Genomic DNA, 21,000 nt, shown 5'->3' on the forward strand with positions numbered 1-21,000 from the left:
ATGTTTTTTAAGGTGGTATTTATGGGTTTAGTGGGTATTGTTTCTCAAACTTTTTGCACTATCAAAGAATTAGTTAATCATGATCCTAACGATAAGTCTTATTTAAAGGCTAAGCCGGAGGAATTCAGCCGACAAGAAGAAATACTGTTTAATATTTTAATAGAAAGGTTAAATATAAGGCTCAACGATACGTCTATAAACGAGCGACGCTCCACTCAAAGTGAAATAGATAAAATGTTAAATAAGAGCGAAAAACACCTTGGTCATTTTCTTTTAAAAGCACAAAAATATGAAAAATCATGTGGTCATCTTATTGAACGGGCATGTTTTAATCAGTATAAAATTGAATTTAAAAACGAGCATGAAGCGAAAGAACATTTGTCTTATTATGCAATAAAAACAATTACTAATGATATATTGGAAAAAATAAACCCTGAAATTTATTCACCTGATGGCGTATTAGATACAAAAGGAGACGTTAGCCATAAAGCTAAAGAGTATTTACCACCACACATGTGTAAAGGTCTAGTAATAAGATTGATTAATGCTGAGATGAATAATTTGACAAATGTAAAAAATAAATTATGTGCTGATATCTCTGATAAACCCTATGATAGTATGGCACTTATCTTGGCTGACTATATAAATAACCATGCCAGCTACACTGTTGGGCCTGAGAAGTTTAGTGATCTATTAATGGCATATTATGATTACAACGCGGGGAAGTTTGATTTTCCTTCGGCAGCACAGTTAAAAACAATCGTCGAGAAGACCGTAAAAAAATTTGAATTTGTAAAAAAATCTGATCTAAATATGTTAGAAAATTTGCTGAAGTGCTCTGACAACAAACGTAATGCTATATATGTGCCAGAAAGATATAATAAAGATTAAATGTGATTTTCATCACAAAATAAATGTATGTCATGTTGGTTAGTGGCTATTTTTGTGATCATTGTGCATGAAAAGGTATTGAACTCAGGTAAACTGCGTAACTTTCACTCAATAGATATTCTATTTAACGTTTTTTACGCAGGTAACACTGATGAACATTATTCTGATGATTGCCATTACCACCGGCATTCTCTCGGGTGTCTGGGGCTGGGTAGCGGTCAGTTTAGGGCTAATCAGTTGGGCTGGTTTCCTTGGCTGTACCGCCTATTTCGCTTGCCCACAAGGTGGTTTAAAAGGATTACTGATTACGCTGTTAACCTGCCTGAGCGGGGTGTTCTGGGCGATGATGATTATCCAGGGCAGTGCCTTGCAACCGGAATGGACCATCCTTGGGTATGTTTTAACAGGGCTGGTGGCGTTTTTGATGTGCATCCAGGCCTGCCAGCAGTGGTTATCATTTGTTCCAGGTACTTTTATCGGCGCTTGCGCTACTTTTGCCGGTAATGGTAATTGGAAGCTGGTGGTTGCTTCATTGTTAGTCGGGGTGGTGTTTGGCTACGCCATGAAGAACAGCGGGTTGTGGTTGGCGGCGCGGCGGGGTCAAGGGAGGCGTTCCTTGGGAGCGCCGGTTGATATTGATTAGATGATCCGATTCGGTTGACATGTTACGGGTTCGGGTTTCGGGGTATATTCGTTCAGATTATCGGTTCGGTTGATAGATACCGGATCAGGTTTCGGTTGATAGTCGTTCAGTTATCACCTTACCTCTGTCGCCTCAACCGAGCAGGAGGGCAAGCCGGCCCTCCTGCACCTGCGGCTTGCGCGAAATATTACTGCTATTCGCAGTGCCCTCCGGCAGTCGTTGGCCTTATCGAGCCAGCGCGATTCGCTCCTGCTCAAGCGCGCTTTTCGCCGCCGTCCATGGCGGCTCACTCTGGCCATCGTCTTTGTCGGTAATATTCCTAATTGCGCTCAAGGTCAAAATCAAAACCTTGCTTTTAGGTTTTGACGTTTAAAGCACATTTGAGCTGCCGAGTGAAGAGTGTAGCAAGGGAAATCCGCCATGGACGGCGGATTTAGGCGTCACGCGGAGGGACCCGCGTAAAGCCGTCCCGCCAGCGAAATGATGAGTGAGGGGACCCGCGAAGTGGGCAAGCGATACGTGCGCTAGCGCAGGGGTTCCAAGGGGGTTACGCGCTTGTAACCCCTTTGGCGGTTGAGACAATGGAGGTAAAGTGAGCCGTGAAGTTATGACAACCGAATTTTTTCACCAGCCAATATCAACCGAAACCTGATCCGGTATCTATCAACCGAAATAATACCGAATCACAAAAGATGATTCGCCACTTTAACCACGATCTTACGAATCGGCGCGACGTCACCTAATGTTCCCATCGGGCGATGTAACTCGCCGGGGAACAGCAGGGCAATATCACCCGGCGCCAGTGTTAACAAGGTTTCGGTAGTAATACCTTCAAACAATCCATAATCCCGCTCGCTATCAAAATCCATCGTCGGGCGCTGGCCCTGTGTGGATGGCGACGTACCAATCACTTCACTACCTTCCAGCAAAATATGAATATCAATATAGTAACGGTGTAATTCAGGGGCTTGTTCATATAGTGGCTTGGTCGCGGCGATAATATGATTTAAGTAAATCTCACGCCCTTCGATTTCTTGCTCGCCTGCTGGCAGGTTAACCAAATCCATTTTGCTGATAGCCGCTAGGGTGCGGCGGATAACATCTGGATAGATTGGATTATTCGCCGCGCTTTTCAGTTCATCAAGTATCATAACTCTTCCTATATGCTTATGTGGCCCGCGCGTTTAGGCGCAATGACTCACGCTATTTTCATGCTCCAGCGCGGCAATACAGTGCTTAACCACACCGGCGACGTCGGGCGAAATATCTATCTGGATAACATCCGGTTCACTGATACCCGGTACTTCCAGGGTTGCGAATTGGCTTTGCAACAGGCTTTCAGGCATAAAATGCCCAGCGCGCTGCTGCATTCTGTGTAGCACCAAATCGTAATCACCGCTCAGCCACAGAAAACGTATCCCTTGATTGCCGGCACGCAAACGATCGCGATACTGCTTTTTCAGCGCCGAACAGACTAAAAAACCGACTTCATTTTTCTGTTGCAGGCTATAGGCCACATCACTTAACCGTTCTAACCAAGGGGCACGATCAATATCATTTAGCGGCTGACCTGAGGCCATTTTTTGGATGTTGGCGCGCGGGTGTAGGTCATCACCATCAATAAACTTGGCGTTAAGTGCCTGTGCCAGCGCTTGTCCAACACAGGATTTACCCGTGCCGGATACGCCCATAACAATAATGCATTTACCAGACATAATGTTCCTCTGTTCCCAGTTAATTGAAGCATTAACCAACGTTATTGATGGGACGAATAACGAAGGTCGCTAATCCCCCAATCACTTCAAGCGAAGGTTAAACTGCAACTAACATCCCGCCATCAACAAACAACAGATGACCATTCACGAAATCAGAGGCTTTGGAGGAGAGATAAACCGCAGCACCAATCAACTCTTCCGGGTCGCCCCAACGGGCGGCCGGTGTCCGTTTGCATAACCAATCAGTAAAGGCTTTATCGTCTACCAGCGCTTTTGTCATTTCAGTTTTGAAATAGCCTGGTGCGATACCATTGACCTGAATATTATAGCGAGCCAGCTCAACACACATACCGCGAGTTAGCATTTTTACCGCACCTTTAGAGGCGGCATAGGGGGTAATAGTGTCGCGGCCTAATTCACTTTGCATCGAGCAGATATTGATAATTTTGCCACGTTGACGTTTAACCATATAGCGGGATACGGCCTGTGAAACCAAGAATACGGACTTCTGGTTGACCGCAATCACGTCATCCCAATCTTTTTCTGGGAATTCAGTAAAGGCATGGCGGCGCTGAATGCCGGCATTATTAATTAAAATATCGATAGCACCGATGCTACTTTCTATTTGTTCAATGGCTTCATTAACCGCATCGTGATTAGTTACATTAAAGGCGGCAGCATGAGCAATAAAACCGCTAGCACGTAATTCCGCCACGGCTTTTTCCGCTCGTTCTGCGGTAATATCATTAATAATTATCTCTGCACCAAATTCGGCCAGGCCTTTCGCTAATAAAAAACCAATGCCTTGAGCAGATCCCGTAATTAATACTTTGCGGTTTTCTAACGAAAATAAATTCTTCATAGTCATTCCTGATGGCGTTAATTTGGTCGTTATTTAAAATATACTCTAAATAATTCGAGTTGCAGGAAGGCGGCAAGAGAGAGAACCCCGATGAGCTTACGTCGTAAGTGATTCGGGTGATTGAACGTAGCCAACGCACATGCAGCTTGAAGTATGACGAGTATAAATATTATTGAATAATGACGGTGTGAAAACATGTGCATATCAAACCGTTTTCCGCCTGGGTAAACTGTGATGCAGATCACTTTAAATCATGTTACAACAAGCTGTTACCACATACGTGAGCGATATCCCCTTGATGAAGGGGAAATACTGCTGTTAGCCGGTTTTTTTGCTGTTTTATTGCAGAGTTGCAGATTAACTTATTGATAATAAATTAGATTAATAATATGTCACATGGCTGTTATTGTATTTTAAAGCAGTAACATGCTTTTCATTACACAAGCTAACAGTGCATAATCACCTTACCCATTGCGCACTCTTGTTCCAGGTATTTGCCATGAAAAACCAGCGTGTTACGTTACAGGATATCGCGTTACTTGCGGGCGTGACCAAAATGACTGTCAGCCGCTACTTACGCACGCCGGAAAAAGTGGCTCCAGAGACGGCTGAGCGTATTGCTCAAGTGATGGCGGAGGTTAACTATGTTACTGATTCTGAAGGGGAAAGTGGTCTTAATCAAAAGATCCCGCGTATTGGTATCTTAATACCTTCCTTTAATAACCAGATTTTCTCTGACTTGCTGGCGGGTATTGAATCGGTAACCGCTGCCAGCGGCTATCAAACGCTGGTGGTTAACTATAACTATGATAAAGAACGTGAGGAGCAGCAGATCGTTAATCTGTTGTCCTGTCAGATCTCAGGTCTGATACTCACCGATTCAGAACATACCTTACGTGCTGATAAGTATTTGAATGCAGCAGAAATTCCGGTTGCACAAGTGATGGATTTAGAGCCACAGTTCAACCGTATTACCGTTGGTTTTAATAATTATCAGGCTGCCTACGATATGACAGCGACACTATTGGCCAGTGGTAAGCAGAATATTGTCTATTTTGGCTCGATGTCAGATGTACGAGATCGCAAGCGTTATCAGGGATATAGTCAGGCGATGGTAGATACAGGTTTTACGCCATTGCATATCACTCCTAATAAGGTCTCTTCTGTCTCGATCGGGGCTGGGATGCTAGCTCTGGCACGACAAATGTATCCGCAGGTTGATGCTATTTTTTGTACTAATGATGATATGGCCGTCGGCGTGTTACAAGAATGTCTGAAAATAGGCATGGCGATACCGGCTGAAATGGCAATTTCGGGTTTCCATGGCTTAGATATCGGCCAGGCAACCACCCCGGTGCTGGCCAGTGTTACCACCCCACGGTTTGAAATGGGTAAAGTTGCAGCGGAAATTCTGATTAAGAAAATAAATAAAATCCCTACAATTGAACAGGTTGACTTGCATTATCGCATTTCACTCGGTGGGACTATCTGATCTTCTTATCACCGCTAGCAGCCATGGCTCTGGATGATGGCTGCGAATCACTTTGGTCAATGGCCGCTAAATTATCCCTCCGTCAATCAATAACAAATAACGCCAACCGATAACATTTTACTGAGTTAATTCTATAAGTTTTTAACCGGTATTTGCCTGGCTGAAACAATTCAGCACTAGCAATGATAGGTCGATCACGTTACCGGTAACATGTTTTCTTAACATGATTTACAGTGACCTGCATCACAAAATAAAACATTGAAAACGGGTCTTATAACGACATTCGCTGAATGGCTAAATCATCCGATGATTACCTGTCGCCATTCTGGTTTTTTATGATTTATTGACATGATCAGGTACCCGTAATGAAAAACAGCAAACAAGCCGTATTAATCATCGCTCCGGTAATGGACTATTTAACTGAAAAATTGGAGCAAACCTTTACTGTTCATAAACTCTTCCAGGTTACCGATCATGCTGAGTTTTTTGCAGAACAGGGTCAGAATATTAAAGGCATCGTGACCCGTGGTGATATTGGTGTCAGCAATGAGGTGTTGGCACTGTTGCCTGAAGTGCAGATAATCTCAATCTTTGGCGTCGGTACCGATGCGGTGGATTTAGCAACCACCCACGAGCGCAATATTATTGTGACTACCACTCCCGGTGTACTGACTGACGATGTTGCTGATACCGCGCTGGGGCTAATCATTGCCACGTCTCGCCGCCTGTGTCTGGCTGATAAATTCCTGCGTGCCGGACAGTGGCCGCACAGTACTTTGCCATTATCATCTAAGGTTACCGGCAAGCGTTTGGGGGTCTTCGGTATGGGGCAGATTGGCCAAGCCATTGCTCGCCGAGCCGCGGGGTTTGATATGCAAATTGCTTACACCGACAAAGCACACAACGAAACTCTGCCCTACCAATATGTGCCTGATCTTATGAGCCTTGCCAGTCAAAGCGATATTCTGGTGGTCGCAATCTCGGGAGGGAAAGACAGTGCCGGTTTGGTTAATAACACCGTTTTTGCTGCGATGCCTAATCACGCCATTCTGATCAATATTGCCCGTGGCAGTATGGTGAATCAGGATGATTTAATCCTTGCGTTGCAGCAGCAAAATATTGGTGGTGCGGGCTTAGATGTTTTTGCCGATGAGCCTAATGTGCCACTAGCATTGATCGAGATGGATAATGTGGTCTTGCTGCCACACATTGCCAGTGCAACGACTGAAACTCGAATTCAAATGAGCGATATTGTCTTCTCAAATATATTAGCCCATTTTTCTGGTGAAAAAGCCCCTACGGCGATCACCTATAAATAATAGATAATTACTTTTAATTAAATATTAAAAATGGCCAGTGAATTTTAATTAACACCAGAGAATAAACTTCTGTTTATTTGCTTGCGGCATTCCCTACACCATTATTCATGGTGCGGGTAATACTCTGCTATTATCATGAGGCGTGTTTATATGGACAGTAAGATCCCTAATGCCCGTTGGTTTCGCGTTATTGTTCCAATAATGATTGCTTGTATTATTTCTTTTATGGACCGGGTAAATATTAGTTTTGCATTACCTGGTGGTATGGAAAGTGATCTGGCAATTACCAGTCAAATGGCTGGTTTAGCGGGCGGTATTTTCTTTATTGGTTATTTATTTCTACAAGTACCGGGTGGCCGTATTGCGGTTCATGGCAGCGGCAGAAAATTTATTGCTTACTCTCTTTGTGTTTGGGCCGTCGTCTCGATTCTGACCGGTTTTGTCACTAATCATTATCAACTGCTATTCCTGCGCTTTGTGCTCGGGGTGTCAGAAGGCGGCATGCTGCCAGTGGTGCTGACTATGGTCAGTAACTGGTTCCCGGAACGCGAAATCGGCCGGGCCAATGCTTTTGTTATGATGTTTGCCCCAATTGGCGGCATGTTCACCGCACCGCTATCGGGTTTCATTATTAATGCTCTGGACTGGCGTTGGCTGTTTTTCCTCGAAGGTTCACTGTCAGCCGTGGTGCTGGTGATGTGGTGGTTTGTTATCAGTGACCGACCAGAGGAAGCCAAATGGTTGTCGGCAAGGGAGCGCGATTATCTGGTGACTGAGTTGGCGCGGGAACGGGCTGAACGGATGCTCGATGCTCCGGTGACCAATGCGCCATTAAAGGCGGTATTCCTGAATAAAGGCTTGATGAAACTGGTCGCACTGAACTTCTTTTATCAGACCGGCGATTATGGTTATACCTTATGGCTGCCGACCATCTTGAAAAACCTAACCGGCGGTAATATGGCTTCCGTCGGTATTCTGGCGATTTTACCCTTTATTGCCACCACTGCCGGTATCTACCTCATTTCTGCCTTGTCGGACAGAACCGGTAAGCGCCGGCTGCTGATTATGGTTTCCCTGTTCTGCTTCGCCGCCGGTCTGGTGACGTCGGTGATTTTCCGCCACAACGTACTGGTCTCTTACTTGGCACTGGTGGTGTGCGGTTTCTTCCTCAAAGCCGCAACCAGTCCATTTTGGTCAATTCCGGGCCGTATCGCGGTGCCAGAAGTGGCGGGTGGCGCACGCGGGGTGATCAATGGCTTAGGCAATCTGGGCGGTTTCTGCGGCCCGTATCTGGTAGGTGTGATGATTTTCTTCTATGGACAGAGTGCGGCAGTTTGCATGCTGGCAGGCTCCCTGATTATTGCGGGATTGATAACCTTAACCCTGCCGAAAGAGTGTGATGTTGAAGTTAGCACGGCGGGGAAGGGCATCGCTGACAAAGGTTTGGCTAAAGCTAAACGCGCTTAAGCCGTGGTGGGGTTTTGGTGGATAACCACTATGCCCCACCATTTATCACCGGAGAATTTCATGAATCTACAACAGCAATTAGCTCGCTGTCAGCAGCATCAACAACTACTGCAATTGCCTCATTTTAATCATGAAACGGCCTGGCGGTTGGGTGAGAAAATAAAGTGTCAGGCTGAGCGGCAAGGCGTGGCTCTGGCCATCGATATCACGGTAAATCGTCAGACACTGTTTAGTTATGCCATGTTGGGGACTAGCGCTGAAAACCATGACTGGCTGCGACGTAAACGCAATGTGGTAGAGCTACTTAATACCAGCTCTTATGCCGCTGGCTTGATGTTACAGCAGCGTCAAACCTCACTGGAAGCACGCTATGGTGTCAGCTTGCGGGATTATGCCGCCTTGGGCGGTGGCTTTCCGTTACAGGTTCAACAGGCTGGTGTGATTGGTAGTGTGAATGTGTCCGGCGCCCCCCATCTGGATGATCACAATCTGTTGTTACAGGTATTGGCAGATTTTATCGGCCTGCCTCTGGGCAGCATTGAACTTTTAACACCCTTGAGTGAATAAGGAATGGCGATGAACGCGACCCTCACCCGAGTCACGCAACGTATTACTGCGCGATCGGTAGCCACCCGTACTGCCTATTTGCAACGTATCAGCGCGGCTAAGGAAAATACAGTTCGCCGTTCGCAACTGGCCTGTGGCAATTTGGCGCACGGTTTTGCAGCCTGCCAACCGGACGACAAAATTGCGCTGAAGAACATGGTGCGCAGCGATATTGCGATTATTACCTCCTATAACGACATGCTATCGGCACATCAGCCGTATGAACATTATCCGCAACAACTAAAAGATGCCTTGCATGCGGTGGGGGCGGTCGGCCAGGTGGCGGGCGGTGTTCCGGCGATGTGTGACGGGGTGACGCAAGGGCAGGATGGCATGGAACTGTCGCTGCTGAGCCGCGATGTAATTGCGATGTCTGCGGCGATTGGCTTGTCACACAATATGTTTGATGGAGCACTCTATCTTGGGGTGTGCGACAAAATTGTCCCCGGTTTGTTAATGGCGGCGTTGTCATTCGGTCATTTACCGGCGGTTTTTGTTCCTGCCGGGCCGATGGCCAGCGGCCTGCCTAATAAAGAAAAAGTGCGGGTGCGCCAGTTGTTTGCGGAGGGCAAAGTCGATAGACAGGCTTTATTGGACGCGGAAGCTGCCTCCTACCACAGCGCCGGTACCTGTACTTTTTACGGTACCGCCAACTCCAACCAAATGGTGATGGAAGTGATGGGGTTACACTTGCCCGGCTCTTCCTTTATCCAGCCCAATACGCCGCTACGTGATGCGCTCACCGCCGCCGCCGCCCGTCAGGTCACGCGCCTGACAGAAACCAGCGGTAGCTATTTACCCATTGGTCAGTTGGTGGATGAAAAGGTGGTGGTCAATGGCATTGTGGCACTACTGGCGACCGGCGGTTCGACTAACCACACCATGCATTTAGTGGCGATGGCGCGCGCGGCGGGGATCATCATCGATTGGGATGATTTTTCTGAGTTATCGGAAGTGATACCACAGTTATGCCGCATTTATCCCAATGGCCCAGCAGATATCAACTATTTTCAGGCGGCCGGTGGTGTAGCGCTGCTGGTAAAAGAGCTGTTGCAGGGCGGTTTACTCCATGAGGATGTCCATACCGTGGCCGGATTTGGCTTGCAGCGCTATACCCAAGAGCCTTATCTGGAGCAGGGGCAATTATGTTGGCGTGACGGGGCGCAGCAATCGCTGGATGAAACTGTTATTGCCAGTATCGCGATGCCTTTCTCACCACATGGCGGCACCAAAGTCTTAAGTGGCAACCTGGGGCGGGCAGTGATGAAAACCTCGGCAGTACCGCGTGATCATCAGATCATTGAAGGCCCGGCCGTGGTGTTTGAAAGCCAGCACGACGTCGGTCCGGCATTTGACGCCGGCGCACTGGACCGCGATTGCGTGGTGGTGGTGCGTTATCAGGGGCCGCGTGCTATTGGTATGCCGGAGTTGCATAAACTGATGCCACCATTAGGTGTATTACTGGACCGTGGCTTTAAGGTGGCACTGGTCACCGATGGCCGCTTGTCTGGCGCGTCAGGTAAAGTGCCCTCAGCCATCCATGTGACACCCGAAGCGTATTGTGGTGGTTTGCTGGCGAAAATCCGTAATGGCGATCGGGTGCGTGTTGATGGTGTCACTGGCGAGCTTTCACTGTTAGTGGATCAAGCTGAATTGGCTGCCCGCCATACCGACTTGCCAGATATTGCTGCCTTCCACGTAGGATGTGGCCGTGAATTGTTTGGTGCATTGCGCGAACAACTTTCCGGTGCTGAGCAAGGGGCTTGTTGTATCCGTTTTTAGTCATAAAACAGGGGGAGGGGCATCAGTAACCCTTTTTCCCCTCATATTACTTGCCATACAGATTAATCCTGAAAACTCCATTTCCACCTTGAATCAATATTACGCCGGCTATTTTCGACTATCCTTATGAGATGTCCTTTTTTCACTCATGGAGAACGCATATGAACCGAGATAAAGAACAGCAAACCTCGCTGGATGACGATCTGACTATGCTGACCGATACGCTGGAAGAAGTGCTGCGCGCCTCGGGTGATGCGGCTGATGAAAGCTATCAAGAGATTAAAGCCCGGGCGGAAAAAGCATTAAAGGAGGTTCAGAACCGTTTGAATGGCCGCAGTGAATGCTATATCAAACGGGCGAAAGCACTGGCGTGTTGCACCGATGATTATGTGCGTGAAAAACCTTGGTGCAGCGTAGGGATAGGGGCGACTGCTGGCTTGATCGTGGGGCTATTGATCGCCCGTCGCTGAAGGATTGACGGCTGATCACTGGATCCATTACCCGGGGCTGCGGCCCCTTTATTTTTCAATTGCCACTTTGCTGCAACGCGACATAATTGGAGGCTAGCCAGTAGACACCTGTGCTGAGTGTCAGATAACACTTATTGAGTATACAAAACCATCAATATCAAATATTAGTGTGATAACTAACAATAACTTTTGAATCTGACTTTTCTTATTATTCACGCCCCGTATAATCCCACTCTTTCTGTTGATTTGCCGAGGTGGTCGTGAAACAACTTTCTGGTTTGCTGGGTGAATTACGGCAGAAATTACGTGCCGGTTTCCCTGACCAGGCAGGTATCCGGCAAATTATCGTGCCCGCACCGGGTCGAATCGGTAGCCAACTATTAGAGTGGCTGGCCGCCCAATGCCATTTCCCACAATTTTACTGGCTCCATCGCGAAGGCCATGAAGAGGCTGCGGTCTGCGGTCAAACTCGGCTCTTCAATGATATGCAAGCGGCTGACCATTTTATTCAGCAGCATCGGGATGCGAGCGGATTACGTATTTGGGGCTTGAATGCCTTTGAACCGGTGATCGTTAACCAGCATGCCGATGGCGCGCCACAGGCGCAGGCCAGTTTCCTGTTTCTGCCCCGCATTGAAATATTACGTCGGGGTGAGCAGACCTATTTAACGCTCAATTTGACCAGCGACTTCTCCCTACAGCAAGATGCTCTGCACGCAATTAGCTTTATCGACCAACTGGTGGCTGCCAGGCCGTTGCCTGCACTTGATACTCAGGTGCAACATGCCCACCATATGCCGGAATATCCGCAGTGGCGCCATCTTATTCAGCACGCGTTGGCTGAGATTGAGCAGCAGAAGATGGAGAAAGTGGTACTGGCGCGTGCCACCCAACTGACGCTGGATAAGCCTCTCTCCAGTGGGGCATTTATGGCCGCCAGCCGGCAGGTCAATCATCACTGTTTCCACTTTATGCTGCGTTTTGATGCGCGGCGCGCATTTCTCGGCTCCAGCCCTGAGCGCCTCTATCTACGCCAGCAGTTGCATCTGGAGACTGAGGCTCTGGCGGGCACGGTATCCAGCGCAGAAAACCCGCAGCAGGCGGCAGAACTGGCCGATTGGCTGATGCATGATGAAAAGAATCAACGCGAGAACTTGTTGGTGGTAGATGATATCTGCCAGCGATTGCAGGGCGGGGTGGCAGCAGTCGATGTAATGCCACCGGAAATCATCCGTTTGCGTAAAGTGCAGCACTTGCGCCGCTGCATTCACGCCCAACTTACCCGCGCCAGTGATACCGATTGTTTGCAGCGTTTGCAACCGACGGCGGCCGTCGCCGGTTTGCCTCGCAACGTCGCGCGGCAGTTTATTGCGCAGCATGAACCTTTTTCCCGCGGCTGGTATGCCGGTTCTGCCGGTTATCTTTCGGCAAAACAGACTGAATTCAGTGTCGCCCTGCGTTCTGCCAGGGTAGAAGAACAGCAGGTCCATCTGTATGCCGGAGCCGGCATTGTGGCAGGCTCTGACCCGGAACAGGAATGGCAAGAAATTAACAATAAATCAGCCGGGCTACGCACCTTGCTGGAAAGTCAGCCGTAGGATAATAAAATGCTGTAATTAACCGCACTCATTATGTGGGCGGATTGTGACACCTAAGCGGCAGGTGTAAACTGTGAGCACTTTCCTTACTTATAACCATTAATCAGTCACTCCGGGCTTTTTTAACAGGATGAAGCACTATCCTCATGTTGATTATCGGGGTCGCAGTGTCTGTTAACTGACTGTTGAGCGAACCATGTCGACAAGTGTTTTTAACCGTCGTTGGGCGGCGTTGCTACTGGAAGCCTTGACCCGCCACGGTGTGCGTCATATCTGTATTGCTCCCGGCTCCCGCTCGACTCCGTTAACACTGGCGGCAGCGGCCAATCCCGCGCTGGTTTGTCATACCCATTTTGATGAGCGCGGTTTGGGCCATTTGGCCTTAGGTCTGGCAAAAGCTTCCACCGAGCCTGTGGCCGTTATTGTCACTTCCGGTACTGCTGCCGCCAATCTTTATCCTGCTCTGATTGAAGCCGGGCTGACCGGTGAACGGCTGGTGTTATTGACCGCAGATCGTCCGCCAGAATTGATTGATTGCGGTGCCAATCAGGCTATTCGCCAACAAGGGCTATTTGCCAGCCACCCCGCGGTAAGCCTCAACTTACCCCGCCCGACGCCCGATATTTCTGCCAATTGGCTGGTTTCTACACTTGATAATGCGATGGCGCAATTACAGCACGGTGGCTTACACATCAACTGCCCGTTTGCCGAACCCTTGTATGGCGGTGATGAGCGCGCCTATGCCGAATGGTCTGCCACCTTAGGCGACTGGTGGCAGGGGAGCCATCCGTGGTTGCGTCAATCTTTATCGGTACCACAAGGCCAGCAAGCGGACTGGTTTTTCTGGCGACAAAAGCGCGGAGTGGTGATTGCCGGGCGGATGACGGCACAAGAGGGGCAGTTACTGGCTGAATGGGCTGATCTGCTCGGTTGGCCACTGATAGGTGATGTGTTGTCACAAACCGGACAGCCGCTACCTTGTGCTGACTTATGGCTTGGGCATCCCACCGCTAAAACTATTCTCTCGCAGGCGCAGATTGTGCTGCAATTGGGTAGCAGTCTAACCGGTAAGCGGCTGTTGCAATGGCAGGCTGGGTGTCAGCCGCAAGAGTACTGGTTGGTCGATAACCTGCCCGGTCGCCTCGATCCGGCGAATCATCGTGGCCGCAGAATTATTTCACCGGTGAATGCATGGCTGGAGGAACATCCAGCACTGCGCCGCACGCCGTGGGCCGGTGAGCTGACCGTCTGCTCGGAGAATGCTCAAGCCCATGTGGCTGAAGCCTTGAATGAGCAATTTAGCGAAGCCGCGGTCGCGCATCAACTGGCAGAATTATTGCCAGATAATGGTCAGTTGTTTGTCGGTAACAGTTTAATTGTGCGTTTGATTGATGCGTTGGGCCAACTGCCTGCTGGCTATCCGGTTTACAGTAACCGTGGTGCCAGTGGCATTGACGGTTTATTGTCAACGGCAGCCGGTGTTCAGCGCGCAACCGCTAAGCCGACGTTGGTTATCGTGGGTGATTTATCGGCCTTATATGACCTTAATGCTCTCGCCTTATTGCGCCAAAGCTCGGCCCCTACGGTGCTGCTGGTGGTGAACAATAATGGTGGGCAGATTTTTTCGTTGTTGCCTACCCCAGAAGCAGACCGCCAGCGCTTTTATTGTATGCCGCAAGATGTGAGTTTTGAGCACGCCGCAGCTATGTTCAGTCTGCATTATGCCCGACCGGATAGCTGGCTCCAGCTCCAACAACAGGTGGCGCAATGTTGGTTGCAAGGTGGCGTTACATTGATTGAAATCGTGGTGCCGCCAAGTCAGGGGGCAGAAACACTACAACAACTGGTGCAACAGGTGGCCCAATTATGACGCTGGCTTGCCGTAAACTCGATCCCCACCCGCAGTCTCCCGCCCGGCATCATAGTGGGCCATGGTTGGTGTGGTTACATGGTTTGTTAGGCAGTGGTCTGGATTGGTTGCCGGTTGCTGAGTTATGTGGCGATTATCCCTCGCTGCTGATAGACCTGTCCGGCCACGGTAAATCGGCCGCCGAGACTACCTGTGGTTTTGCGGATATCAGCCGTCAGTTAGTACAAACGTTACAGGCTAACGGTATTCGCGAATATTGGCTGGCAGGCTACTCTTTAGGGGGGCGAATTGCGATGTATCACGCCTGCTATGGTAGCCATCATGGTTTGCAGGGCTTATTGGTCGAAGGGGGTAACCTCGGGCTGGAAAGCGCTGAATTGCGTGAAAAACGCTTGCAGCAAGACCGCCTGTGGGGGCAGCGTTTCCGCCAAGAGCCGTTGCCGCAGGTGCTGGCTGACTGGTATCAACAGGATGTATTTGCTGATTTAGACCCACAACAGCGCGAGAAATTGGTGTTACTGCGGGCGGACAATCATGGCCCATCTGTCGCTGATATGCTCGAAGCAACGTCACTCGGTCATCAGCCTTGGCTGCTACCGGCGTTACAACGGCTCACGGTCCCTTACACTTATCTGTGTGGCGATCGCGACCATAAATTCCAGCAATTGGCTGTTCAATACCAGTTGCCATTACGCACACTGGCACGTGCCGGACACAATGCTCATCGGGCGAATCCCGGTGCTTTTGCCGCGCAGGTACTTTCATTTTTATCACAGTCTTCATTTTTGTCACTCTCCCGTTAAAGGAATGCTTACTATGCTTTATCCGAGCGAAGAACAGTTGTACGCCGCTATCGACTGGCAGGATTGCTCTACTGGATTTGAAGATATTCGTTATCACAAATCCAGCGATGGTATCGCCAAGATAACCATCAACCGCCCCCATGTGCGTAACGCATTCCGCCCGTTAACGGTTAAAGAGATGATTCAGGCGCTGGCTGATGCCCGCTATGACGACAATATCGGGGTGATCATTTTGACCGGTGAAGGTGATAAAGCGTTCTGTTCCGGCGGTGATCAGAAAGTCCGTGGCGACTACGGCGGCTATAAAGACACCAGTGGCGTCCATCATCTGAATGTGTTGGATTTCCAGCGCCAGATCCGCACCTGCCCGAAACCGGTTGTGGCAATGGTTGCAGGTTATTCCATTGGTGGCGGTCATGTATTACACATGATGTGTGACTTAACCGTCGCCGCCGATAACGCTATTTTCGGCCAGACCGGGCCAAAAGTCGGTTCATTCGACGGCGGCTGGGGTGCGGCTTATATGGCGCGCATTGTCGGCCAGAAAAAAGCGCGTGAAATCTGGTTCCTGTGCCGCCAATATGATGCTAAACAAGCCTTGGATATGGGGCTGGTGAATACCGTAGTGCCCATCGCTGAACTGGAACGTGAGACGGTGCGTTGGTGTCGTGAAATGCTGCAAAACAGCCCCATGGCGCTGCGCTGCCTGAAAGCTGCCCTGAATGCTGATTGTGATGGTCAGGCGGGTCTGCAAGAGTTGGCCGGTAACGCCACGATGCTGTTCTATATGACCGACGAAGGTCAGGAAGGGCGTAACGCATTCAATGAGAAACGCCAGCCGGACTTCAGCAAATTCAAGCGTAATCCGTAATGCGCGCGGCCACGCTTTACCACTATAGCCTTCCGATGGAAGCGGGAGTGATACTGCGCCACCAGCGGCTGAAAAGCCGCGATGGGCTACTGGTTAAATTACAGCAGGGCGACCAGATTGGCTGGGGGGAAATTGCCCCCTTACCGGAGTTCAGCCAGGAAACCCTGCCTGAAGCTCAGGTTGTGACACAGCATTGGCTGCAAAACTGGGTGAATGGGGCAGAACCTGAATTTGATGCTTTGCCATCAGTTGCTTTTGGCCTTAGTTGTGCGCTGGCGGAGCTGAATCAAACGCTGCCATTAGCGGCAAATTACCGCAAAGCACCACTGTGCACCGGTGATCCAGATGAGCTATTTGCAGTGTTACAAGCACTGCCTGGGGAAAAAGTCGCCAAGGTGAAAGTCGGGCTGTATGAAGCGGTGCGCGATGGCATGATTGTTAATGTGCTGCTGGAAGCTTTGCCGGATTTGACACTACGGCTGGATGCCAATCGTAGTTGGACGCGGGCGAAAGCTGATGGGTTTGCGAAATATGTCAATCCTGAACTGCGTGCCCGCATTGCATTTTTGGAAGAACCTTGTAAAACCCGCGCCGAGTCTCGAGAGTTTGCCCGTGACTCGGGGATTGCTATCGCTTGGGATGAGAGCGTGCGCGAGGCTGATTTTAAGGTTGAAGCCGAACCCGGCGTGGTGGCGATTGTTATCAAACCGACGCTGGTGGGCAGCATCAGCCGCTGTCAGCAACTGGTGCAGCAAGCGCATCAGGCGGGATTAGTGGTGGTGATCAGTTCCAGCATTGAATCCAGTCTTGGCTTAACCCAACTGGCCCGGCTGGCTGATTGGCTGACACCGGATACCGTGCCGGGGTTGGATACACTGAACCTGATGCAGGCACAGTTAGTCCGTCCGTGGCCGGAGAGTCCCTTGCCTATGGTAACAACCGAACAGTTGGACGTGCTATGGCACAGTTGAATGATTGGCCCTGGCAATATTCTTCTCCCTGGACTTACTCTTCTCCTTGGAAATACTGGGCCAATCTGCGACCTCAGGCGATCGCCATCCGCTCGGGGTCACAACTGATCAGTTGGCAACAATTGGCGGCTGATATCGATAGCCTGGCGGCGGGTTTTCAACTGCAAGGTGTCGTCCCCGGTAGTGGTGTGGTACTGCGTGGTAAGAATAGTCACACATTGTTGATGGCTTATCTGGCGGCATTGCAGTGTGGCGCGCGCGTTTTACCGCTCAATCCACAGTTACCTGATGCGTTGCTGGTACCGCTTCTGCCCCAGTTGGATATTGATTTTGTGCTGAACCTGGCAGCCCCGTTGTCAGCGGCTCTCTGCTTCACGCCACTGGTACTTGATACCGATAACGCCGTTATGACACCGGTTGTCTGGGATAGTCTACGGCTGGCGACGATGACATTAACGTCGGGCTCTTCCGGTTTACCCAAAGCCGCAGTGCATTCGCTGGCGGCGCATCTGGTTAGCGCCGATGGCATATTAAAGCTGATGAGTTTCACCTCGACGGATAGCTGGTTGCTGTCGTTACCGCTGTTTCATGTCTCGGGGCAGGGGATTGTCTGGCGCTGGCTGAGTGCCGGGGCCACCTTGGTGGTGCAAGAGGGGATGGCATTGCATGATGCACTGGCCGGATGTAGCCACGCTTCTTTAGTTCCCACTCAGCTATGGCGGTTACTGGCAACAGATGACTTGGTGTTAACACTGAAAGAGGTGTTACTGGGGGGAGCAACCATCCCGACCACCCTGACACAACATGCCGAAGCCCGTGGCATCCGCTGTTGGTGCGGTTATGGGCTGACGGAGTCGGCCTCAACGGTTTGTGCCAAACGTGCCGATGGCTTGCCCGGTGTGGGGGTAGCGCTGGCGGGGCGCGAGGTAAAACTGGTAGCAGATGAAGTATGGATAAAAGCAGATTGCCTTGCGGCGGGTTACTGGCAGCAGGGAAAGTTGCGGCCAATAACTGACAGTGAAGGGTGGTTTCATACCCGCGATCGCGGTCTGTGGCGGCAAGGTGAACTGCATATTCTCGGGCGGCTGGATAATCTGTTTTTCAGTGGTGGCGAGGGCATTCAGCCGGAGGATATTGAGCGGGTTTTGTCACAGTATCCGGGGATACAACAAGCTTTCGTCGTGCCGATGGTTGATGCTGAATTCGGCCACCGACCGGTCGCGGTGATAGATGCTACCGATGAGGTGGATGAGGTGAGTTTATCAGATTGGCTGATACCACAGTTGGCGGTATTCCAGCGACCAATTGCGTTTTACCGTTTACCGGCGGCGCTTAAGCAGGGGGGGATTAAGGTATCCAGACAGGCGGTTATTGATTTTGTGGCTAAGTTGATTTGATTTGATTTGGTGATCGGGTTCGGTTGTTAAAGCCCCGGGCAAACAGCCATCGTCTTTATCGGTAATATTCCTGATTGCGCCTCAACGTCAAAAGAGAAAATCAAAACCCTGTCTTTAGGGTCTTGACCTTAAAAAGCACATTTGAGCTGCCGAGTGAAGAATGTAGCAAGGGAAATCCGGCATGGACGCCGGATTTAGGCGTCACGCGGAGGGACCCACGACAACACTGCGAAGCAGTTTTGAACAACGCTTGCGTTGGCCCGGAGGGTAGCCTCGAAGAGGCTATAATAGCCGTCCCGTCAGCGAAATGATGAGCCGAGGGTACCTGTGAAGCAGGCAGGCGATACGTGCGCAAGCGCGGGATTCCACAAGGGGGCCGCTGCCCCCTTTGGCGGTTGAGGCGACGGAGGTAGGTTAATCACTGAACTGATATCAACCGAACCCAATCACCGAAGCAATTAGCAACCTAACATGATCACTTAATCGATTAACAACCGAACTAATCACGAATAATGATAGATAAGCCCTAATTTAACCCTAGCGCCTTTTTAACCCCATCACCATAATCCGGGTGAACCTGAGTAAACAACGCCACCTGACGGCGCTGAATATCTTCCGGTACTTGTGACAACTCACCGGCAATGCGGGTAAACATCCGCTGATGCTCCTCTTCACTCAGCAGGTTAAACAACGCCCGTGGCTGGGAGAAGTAATCATCATCCTCACGGTGATTCCAGTGATCTGCTGCGCCTTCCAGTGTTAATGGCGGTTCGCTGAAATCAGGTTGTTCCTGGAACAGGCCAAAACTGTTTGGCTCATAAGTTGCACCATTACCACTGTTACCATCAACACGCATTGCGCCATCGCGATGGTAGTTATGGAACGGGCATTTAGCACTGTTGACAGGGATCTGATGATGGTTCACACCTAAGCGATAGCGTGCAGCGTCGCCGTAAGAGAACAGCCGGCCTTGTAACATCCGATCAGGGGAGAAACTCACCCCCGGCACCACGTTAGCCGGATTAAATGCCGCTTGCTCAACTTCGGCAAAGTAGTTTTCCGGGTTACGGTTCAGTTCGAAGAAACCAACATCAATCAGTGGGTAATCGCCGTGTGGCCACACTTTGGTCAGATCAAACGGGTTGTAAGGTGTTTGTGAGGCTTCATGTTCCGGCATCACCTGAATTTGTAGATTCCAGCGCGGGAAGTCTTTACGTTCAATAGCGTCATACAGGTCACGTTGGGAGCTTTCCCGATCAGTTCCAACCAGTTTTTCAGCCTCATCATCCATAAGGTTTTCAATGCCTTGTTGGCAGCGGAAATGGAATTTAACCCAGAAACGCTCATTGTTGGCATTGATAAAACTGAAGGTATGGCTGCTGAACCCATGCATATGACGATAAGATTTTGGCAGGCCACGGTCACTGAAATCGATCGTTAACTGATGCAGAGACTCAGGGAGTTGGGAGAAGAAATCCCACTTATAAATAGGGTTGCGCAGGTTAGTGCGAGGGTCACGTTTAACCACGTGGTTCAGGTCAGGGAATTTCAGCGGGTCACGTAGATAGAACACCGGCGTATCGTTACCCACTAAATCCCAGTTCCCTTCCTCGGTATAATATTTCATGGCGAAGCCACGAATATCACGTTCGGCATCGGCAGCACCACGTTCACCAGCCACCGTTGAGAAGCGGACAAACATTTCGGTTTGTTTGCCTATTTCTGCGAAAATTTTTGCGCGGGTATATCGGGTAATATCGTGGGTAACAGTAAAGGTACCGTAGGCACCGGAGCCTTTAGCATGCATGCGGCGTTCTGGGATCACTTCACGATCGAAATGGGCCAGTTTTTCCAGAAACCACACATCTTGTAATAGCATTGGGCCACGTCGGCCCGCAGTAACAACATTATTATTATCAACAACGGGTGCGCCCGCAGCAGTAGTTAATCCTTTCTTTTTGCTCATCATTTTCTCCAGTATGGCTGTTGAATTGATTGCTTTCTCGGGTGTTTTACAGCATTACATCGCGTCAAAAGCCTGATTGACAAAATAATAATTTAAACAACAACAAGGGGTTATTCTTTGATCTCCACACTAGTTGTAGCCTTATTGGTTGTATTCAGCAAATAGGCATACCTTATCGTTGTTATTGTTAGCATAATACGGATCTATAGCTTCGATATTTACAATCATTTGAATTACTGTGGTATTTAATCGGTTTTTGGTATGTTTATGCTGTTTT

General features: G+C 49.7%; 18 protein-coding genes. 14 read left to right on the forward strand and 4 right to left on the reverse strand.

All coding sequences use genetic code 11. From position 1 onward, the window contains the following. The first annotated feature begins 21 nt into the window (after nucleotides 1-21). Both V1956_RS09580 and V1956_RS09585 read left to right on the forward strand, forming a co-directional pair. A complete protein-coding gene (locus V1956_RS09580) occupies nucleotides 22-891 on the forward strand; it encodes a hypothetical protein (RefSeq protein WP_372559468.1) in 870 nt (289 codons plus the stop codon). A gap of 151 nt (nucleotides 892-1,042) precedes the next feature. Next, complete coding sequence (locus V1956_RS09585; protein ID WP_083158265.1) at nucleotides 1,043-1,534, forward strand: DUF1097 domain-containing protein; 492 nt, start codon at nucleotides 1,043-1,045, stop codon at nucleotides 1,532-1,534. A 683-nt stretch (nucleotides 1,535-2,217) separates the two neighbouring features. Here V1956_RS09585 and V1956_RS09590 read toward each other — a convergent pair. The 3 genes from V1956_RS09590 to idnO form a co-directional block, all read right to left on the reverse strand. Further along, nucleotides 2,218-2,685 (reverse strand): YhcH/YjgK/YiaL family protein, encoded by a 468-nt coding sequence (locus V1956_RS09590; protein ID WP_372559466.1) that lies wholly within the window; start codon nucleotides 2,683-2,685, stop codon nucleotides 2,218-2,220. Nucleotides 2,686-2,718: 33 nt separating this feature from the next. After that, the gene (locus V1956_RS09595) at nucleotides 2,719-3,249 is read right to left on the reverse strand and encodes a gluconokinase (protein WP_372559465.1); all 531 of its coding nucleotides are present in this window, start codon (nucleotides 3,247-3,249) and stop codon (nucleotides 2,719-2,721) included. A gap of 97 nt (nucleotides 3,250-3,346) precedes the next feature. Continuing rightward, a complete protein-coding gene (idnO, locus tag V1956_RS09600) occupies nucleotides 3,347-4,111 on the reverse strand; it encodes a gluconate 5-dehydrogenase (RefSeq protein WP_420072294.1) in 765 nt (254 codons plus the stop codon). A 499-nt stretch (nucleotides 4,112-4,610) separates the two neighbouring features. Here idnO and V1956_RS09605 point away from each other — a divergent pair, with 499 nt between their 5' ends. From V1956_RS09605 to menE, 12 genes are all read left to right on the forward strand, one after another. Continuing rightward, nucleotides 4,611-5,603, forward strand: a complete 993-nt coding sequence (locus V1956_RS09605; protein WP_442825052.1) for a substrate-binding domain-containing protein — start codon at nucleotides 4,611-4,613, stop codon at nucleotides 5,601-5,603. 365 nt (nucleotides 5,604-5,968) lie between these two features. After that, a complete protein-coding gene (locus tag V1956_RS09610) occupies nucleotides 5,969-6,922 on the forward strand; it encodes a 2-hydroxyacid dehydrogenase (protein ID WP_372559462.1) in 954 nt (317 codons plus the stop codon). A gap of 150 nt (nucleotides 6,923-7,072) precedes the next feature. Beyond that, nucleotides 7,073-8,389, forward strand: coding sequence for an MFS transporter (locus tag V1956_RS09615; protein ID WP_372559461.1), 1,317 nt, complete (start codon nucleotides 7,073-7,075; stop codon nucleotides 8,387-8,389). 60 nt (nucleotides 8,390-8,449) lie between these two features. Next, nucleotides 8,450-8,956, forward strand: coding sequence for a heme-degrading domain-containing protein (locus V1956_RS09620; RefSeq protein ID WP_372559460.1), 507 nt, complete (start codon nucleotides 8,450-8,452; stop codon nucleotides 8,954-8,956). A 9-nt stretch (nucleotides 8,957-8,965) separates the two neighbouring features. Next, nucleotides 8,966-10,777, forward strand: a complete 1,812-nt coding sequence (gene edd, locus V1956_RS09625) for a phosphogluconate dehydratase (RefSeq protein WP_442825053.1) — start codon at nucleotides 8,966-8,968, stop codon at nucleotides 10,775-10,777. A 161-nt stretch (nucleotides 10,778-10,938) separates the two neighbouring features. Beyond that, nucleotides 10,939-11,247 carry a DUF883 domain-containing protein gene (locus tag V1956_RS09630; RefSeq protein WP_083158274.1) on the forward strand — a complete coding sequence of 103 codons (309 nt, stop codon included), beginning with the start codon at nucleotides 10,939-10,941 and terminating at the stop codon, nucleotides 11,245-11,247. 260 nt (nucleotides 11,248-11,507) lie between these two features. Continuing rightward, nucleotides 11,508-12,845, forward strand: a complete 1,338-nt coding sequence (gene menF / locus V1956_RS09635) for an isochorismate synthase MenF (protein ID WP_372559458.1) — start codon at nucleotides 11,508-11,510, stop codon at nucleotides 12,843-12,845. A gap of 196 nt (nucleotides 12,846-13,041) precedes the next feature. Beyond that, entirely contained in the window at nucleotides 13,042-14,715 is a 1,674-nt protein-coding gene (menD, locus tag V1956_RS09640; protein ID WP_442825054.1) for a 2-succinyl-5-enolpyruvyl-6-hydroxy-3-cyclohexene-1-carboxylic-acid synthase, read from the forward strand. Further along, nucleotides 14,709-15,518 (forward strand): 2-succinyl-6-hydroxy-2,4-cyclohexadiene-1-carboxylate synthase, encoded by an 810-nt coding sequence (gene menH / locus V1956_RS09645; protein ID WP_442825798.1) that lies wholly within the window; start codon nucleotides 14,709-14,711, stop codon nucleotides 15,516-15,518. Before menD ends, menH begins: the two co-directional genes overlap by 7 nt. Nucleotides 15,519-15,531: 13 nt before the next feature. Beyond that, nucleotides 15,532-16,389 (forward strand): 1,4-dihydroxy-2-naphthoyl-CoA synthase, encoded by an 858-nt coding sequence (gene menB, locus V1956_RS09650; RefSeq protein WP_005191245.1) that lies wholly within the window; start codon nucleotides 15,532-15,534, stop codon nucleotides 16,387-16,389. Further along, a complete protein-coding gene (menC, locus tag V1956_RS09655; RefSeq protein WP_372559456.1) occupies nucleotides 16,389-17,360 on the forward strand; it encodes an o-succinylbenzoate synthase in 972 nt (323 codons plus the stop codon). The genes menB and menC overlap by 1 nt, the downstream gene beginning before the upstream one ends. Beyond that, complete coding sequence (menE, locus tag V1956_RS09660) at nucleotides 17,348-18,757, forward strand: o-succinylbenzoate--CoA ligase (protein WP_420074844.1); 1,410 nt, start codon at nucleotides 17,348-17,350, stop codon at nucleotides 18,755-18,757. The genes menC and menE overlap by 13 nt, the downstream gene beginning before the upstream one ends. 526 nt (nucleotides 18,758-19,283) lie before the next feature. Here the strand turns inward: menE and V1956_RS09665 are convergent. Continuing rightward, on the reverse strand, nucleotides 19,284-20,723 hold the full coding sequence (locus tag V1956_RS09665) for a catalase (RefSeq protein WP_420071724.1): 1,440 nt from the start codon (nucleotides 20,721-20,723) through the stop codon (nucleotides 19,284-19,286). Nucleotides 20,724-21,000: the final 277 nt, after the last annotated feature.

Source organism: Yersinia sp. 2540 StPb PI, assembly GCF_052217165.1.
GTDB classification, from domain to species: Bacteria; Pseudomonadota; Gammaproteobacteria; order Enterobacterales; family Enterobacteriaceae; genus Yersinia; species Yersinia enterocolitica_E.

Excerpts from the sequence above, each read along its gene's own strand:
- V1956_RS09615 (WP_372559461.1), top strand. The coding sequence starts at position 7,073 with ATGGACAGTAAGATCCCTAATGCCCGTTGGTTTCGCGTTATTGTTCCA.
- menB (WP_005191245.1), top strand. The coding sequence starts at position 15,532 with ATGCTTTATCCGAGCGAAGAACAGTTGTACGCCGCTATCGACTGGCAG.
- idnO (WP_420072294.1), bottom strand. The coding sequence starts at position 4,111 with ATGAAGAATTTATTTTCGTTAGAAAACCGCAAAGTATTAATTACGGGA.
- V1956_RS09595 (WP_372559465.1), bottom strand. The coding sequence starts at position 3,249 with ATGTCTGGTAAATGCATTATTGTTATGGGCGTATCCGGCACGGGTAAA.
- V1956_RS09590 (WP_372559466.1), bottom strand. The coding sequence starts at position 2,685 with ATGATACTTGATGAACTGAAAAGCGCGGCGAATAATCCAATCTATCCA.
- V1956_RS09610 (WP_372559462.1), top strand. The coding sequence starts at position 5,969 with ATGAAAAACAGCAAACAAGCCGTATTAATCATCGCTCCGGTAATGGAC.
- V1956_RS09620 (WP_372559460.1), top strand. The coding sequence starts at position 8,450 with ATGAATCTACAACAGCAATTAGCTCGCTGTCAGCAGCATCAACAACTA.
- V1956_RS09580 (WP_372559468.1), top strand. The coding sequence starts at position 22 with ATGGGTTTAGTGGGTATTGTTTCTCAAACTTTTTGCACTATCAAAGAA.
- V1956_RS09665 (WP_420071724.1), bottom strand. The coding sequence starts at position 20,723 with ATGAGCAAAAAGAAAGGATTAACTACTGCTGCGGGCGCACCCGTTGTT.
- edd (WP_442825053.1), top strand. The coding sequence starts at position 8,966 with ATGAACGCGACCCTCACCCGAGTCACGCAACGTATTACTGCGCGATCG.
- menC (WP_372559456.1), top strand. The coding sequence starts at position 16,389 with ATGCGCGCGGCCACGCTTTACCACTATAGCCTTCCGATGGAAGCGGGA.
- menE (WP_420074844.1), top strand. The coding sequence starts at position 17,348 with ATGGCACAGTTGAATGATTGGCCCTGGCAATATTCTTCTCCCTGGACT.
- menD (WP_442825054.1), top strand. The coding sequence starts at position 13,042 with ATGTCGACAAGTGTTTTTAACCGTCGTTGGGCGGCGTTGCTACTGGAA.
- V1956_RS09630 (WP_083158274.1), top strand. The coding sequence starts at position 10,939 with ATGAACCGAGATAAAGAACAGCAAACCTCGCTGGATGACGATCTGACT.
- V1956_RS09585 (WP_083158265.1), top strand. The coding sequence starts at position 1,043 with ATGAACATTATTCTGATGATTGCCATTACCACCGGCATTCTCTCGGGT.
- V1956_RS09605 (WP_442825052.1), top strand. The coding sequence starts at position 4,611 with ATGAAAAACCAGCGTGTTACGTTACAGGATATCGCGTTACTTGCGGGC.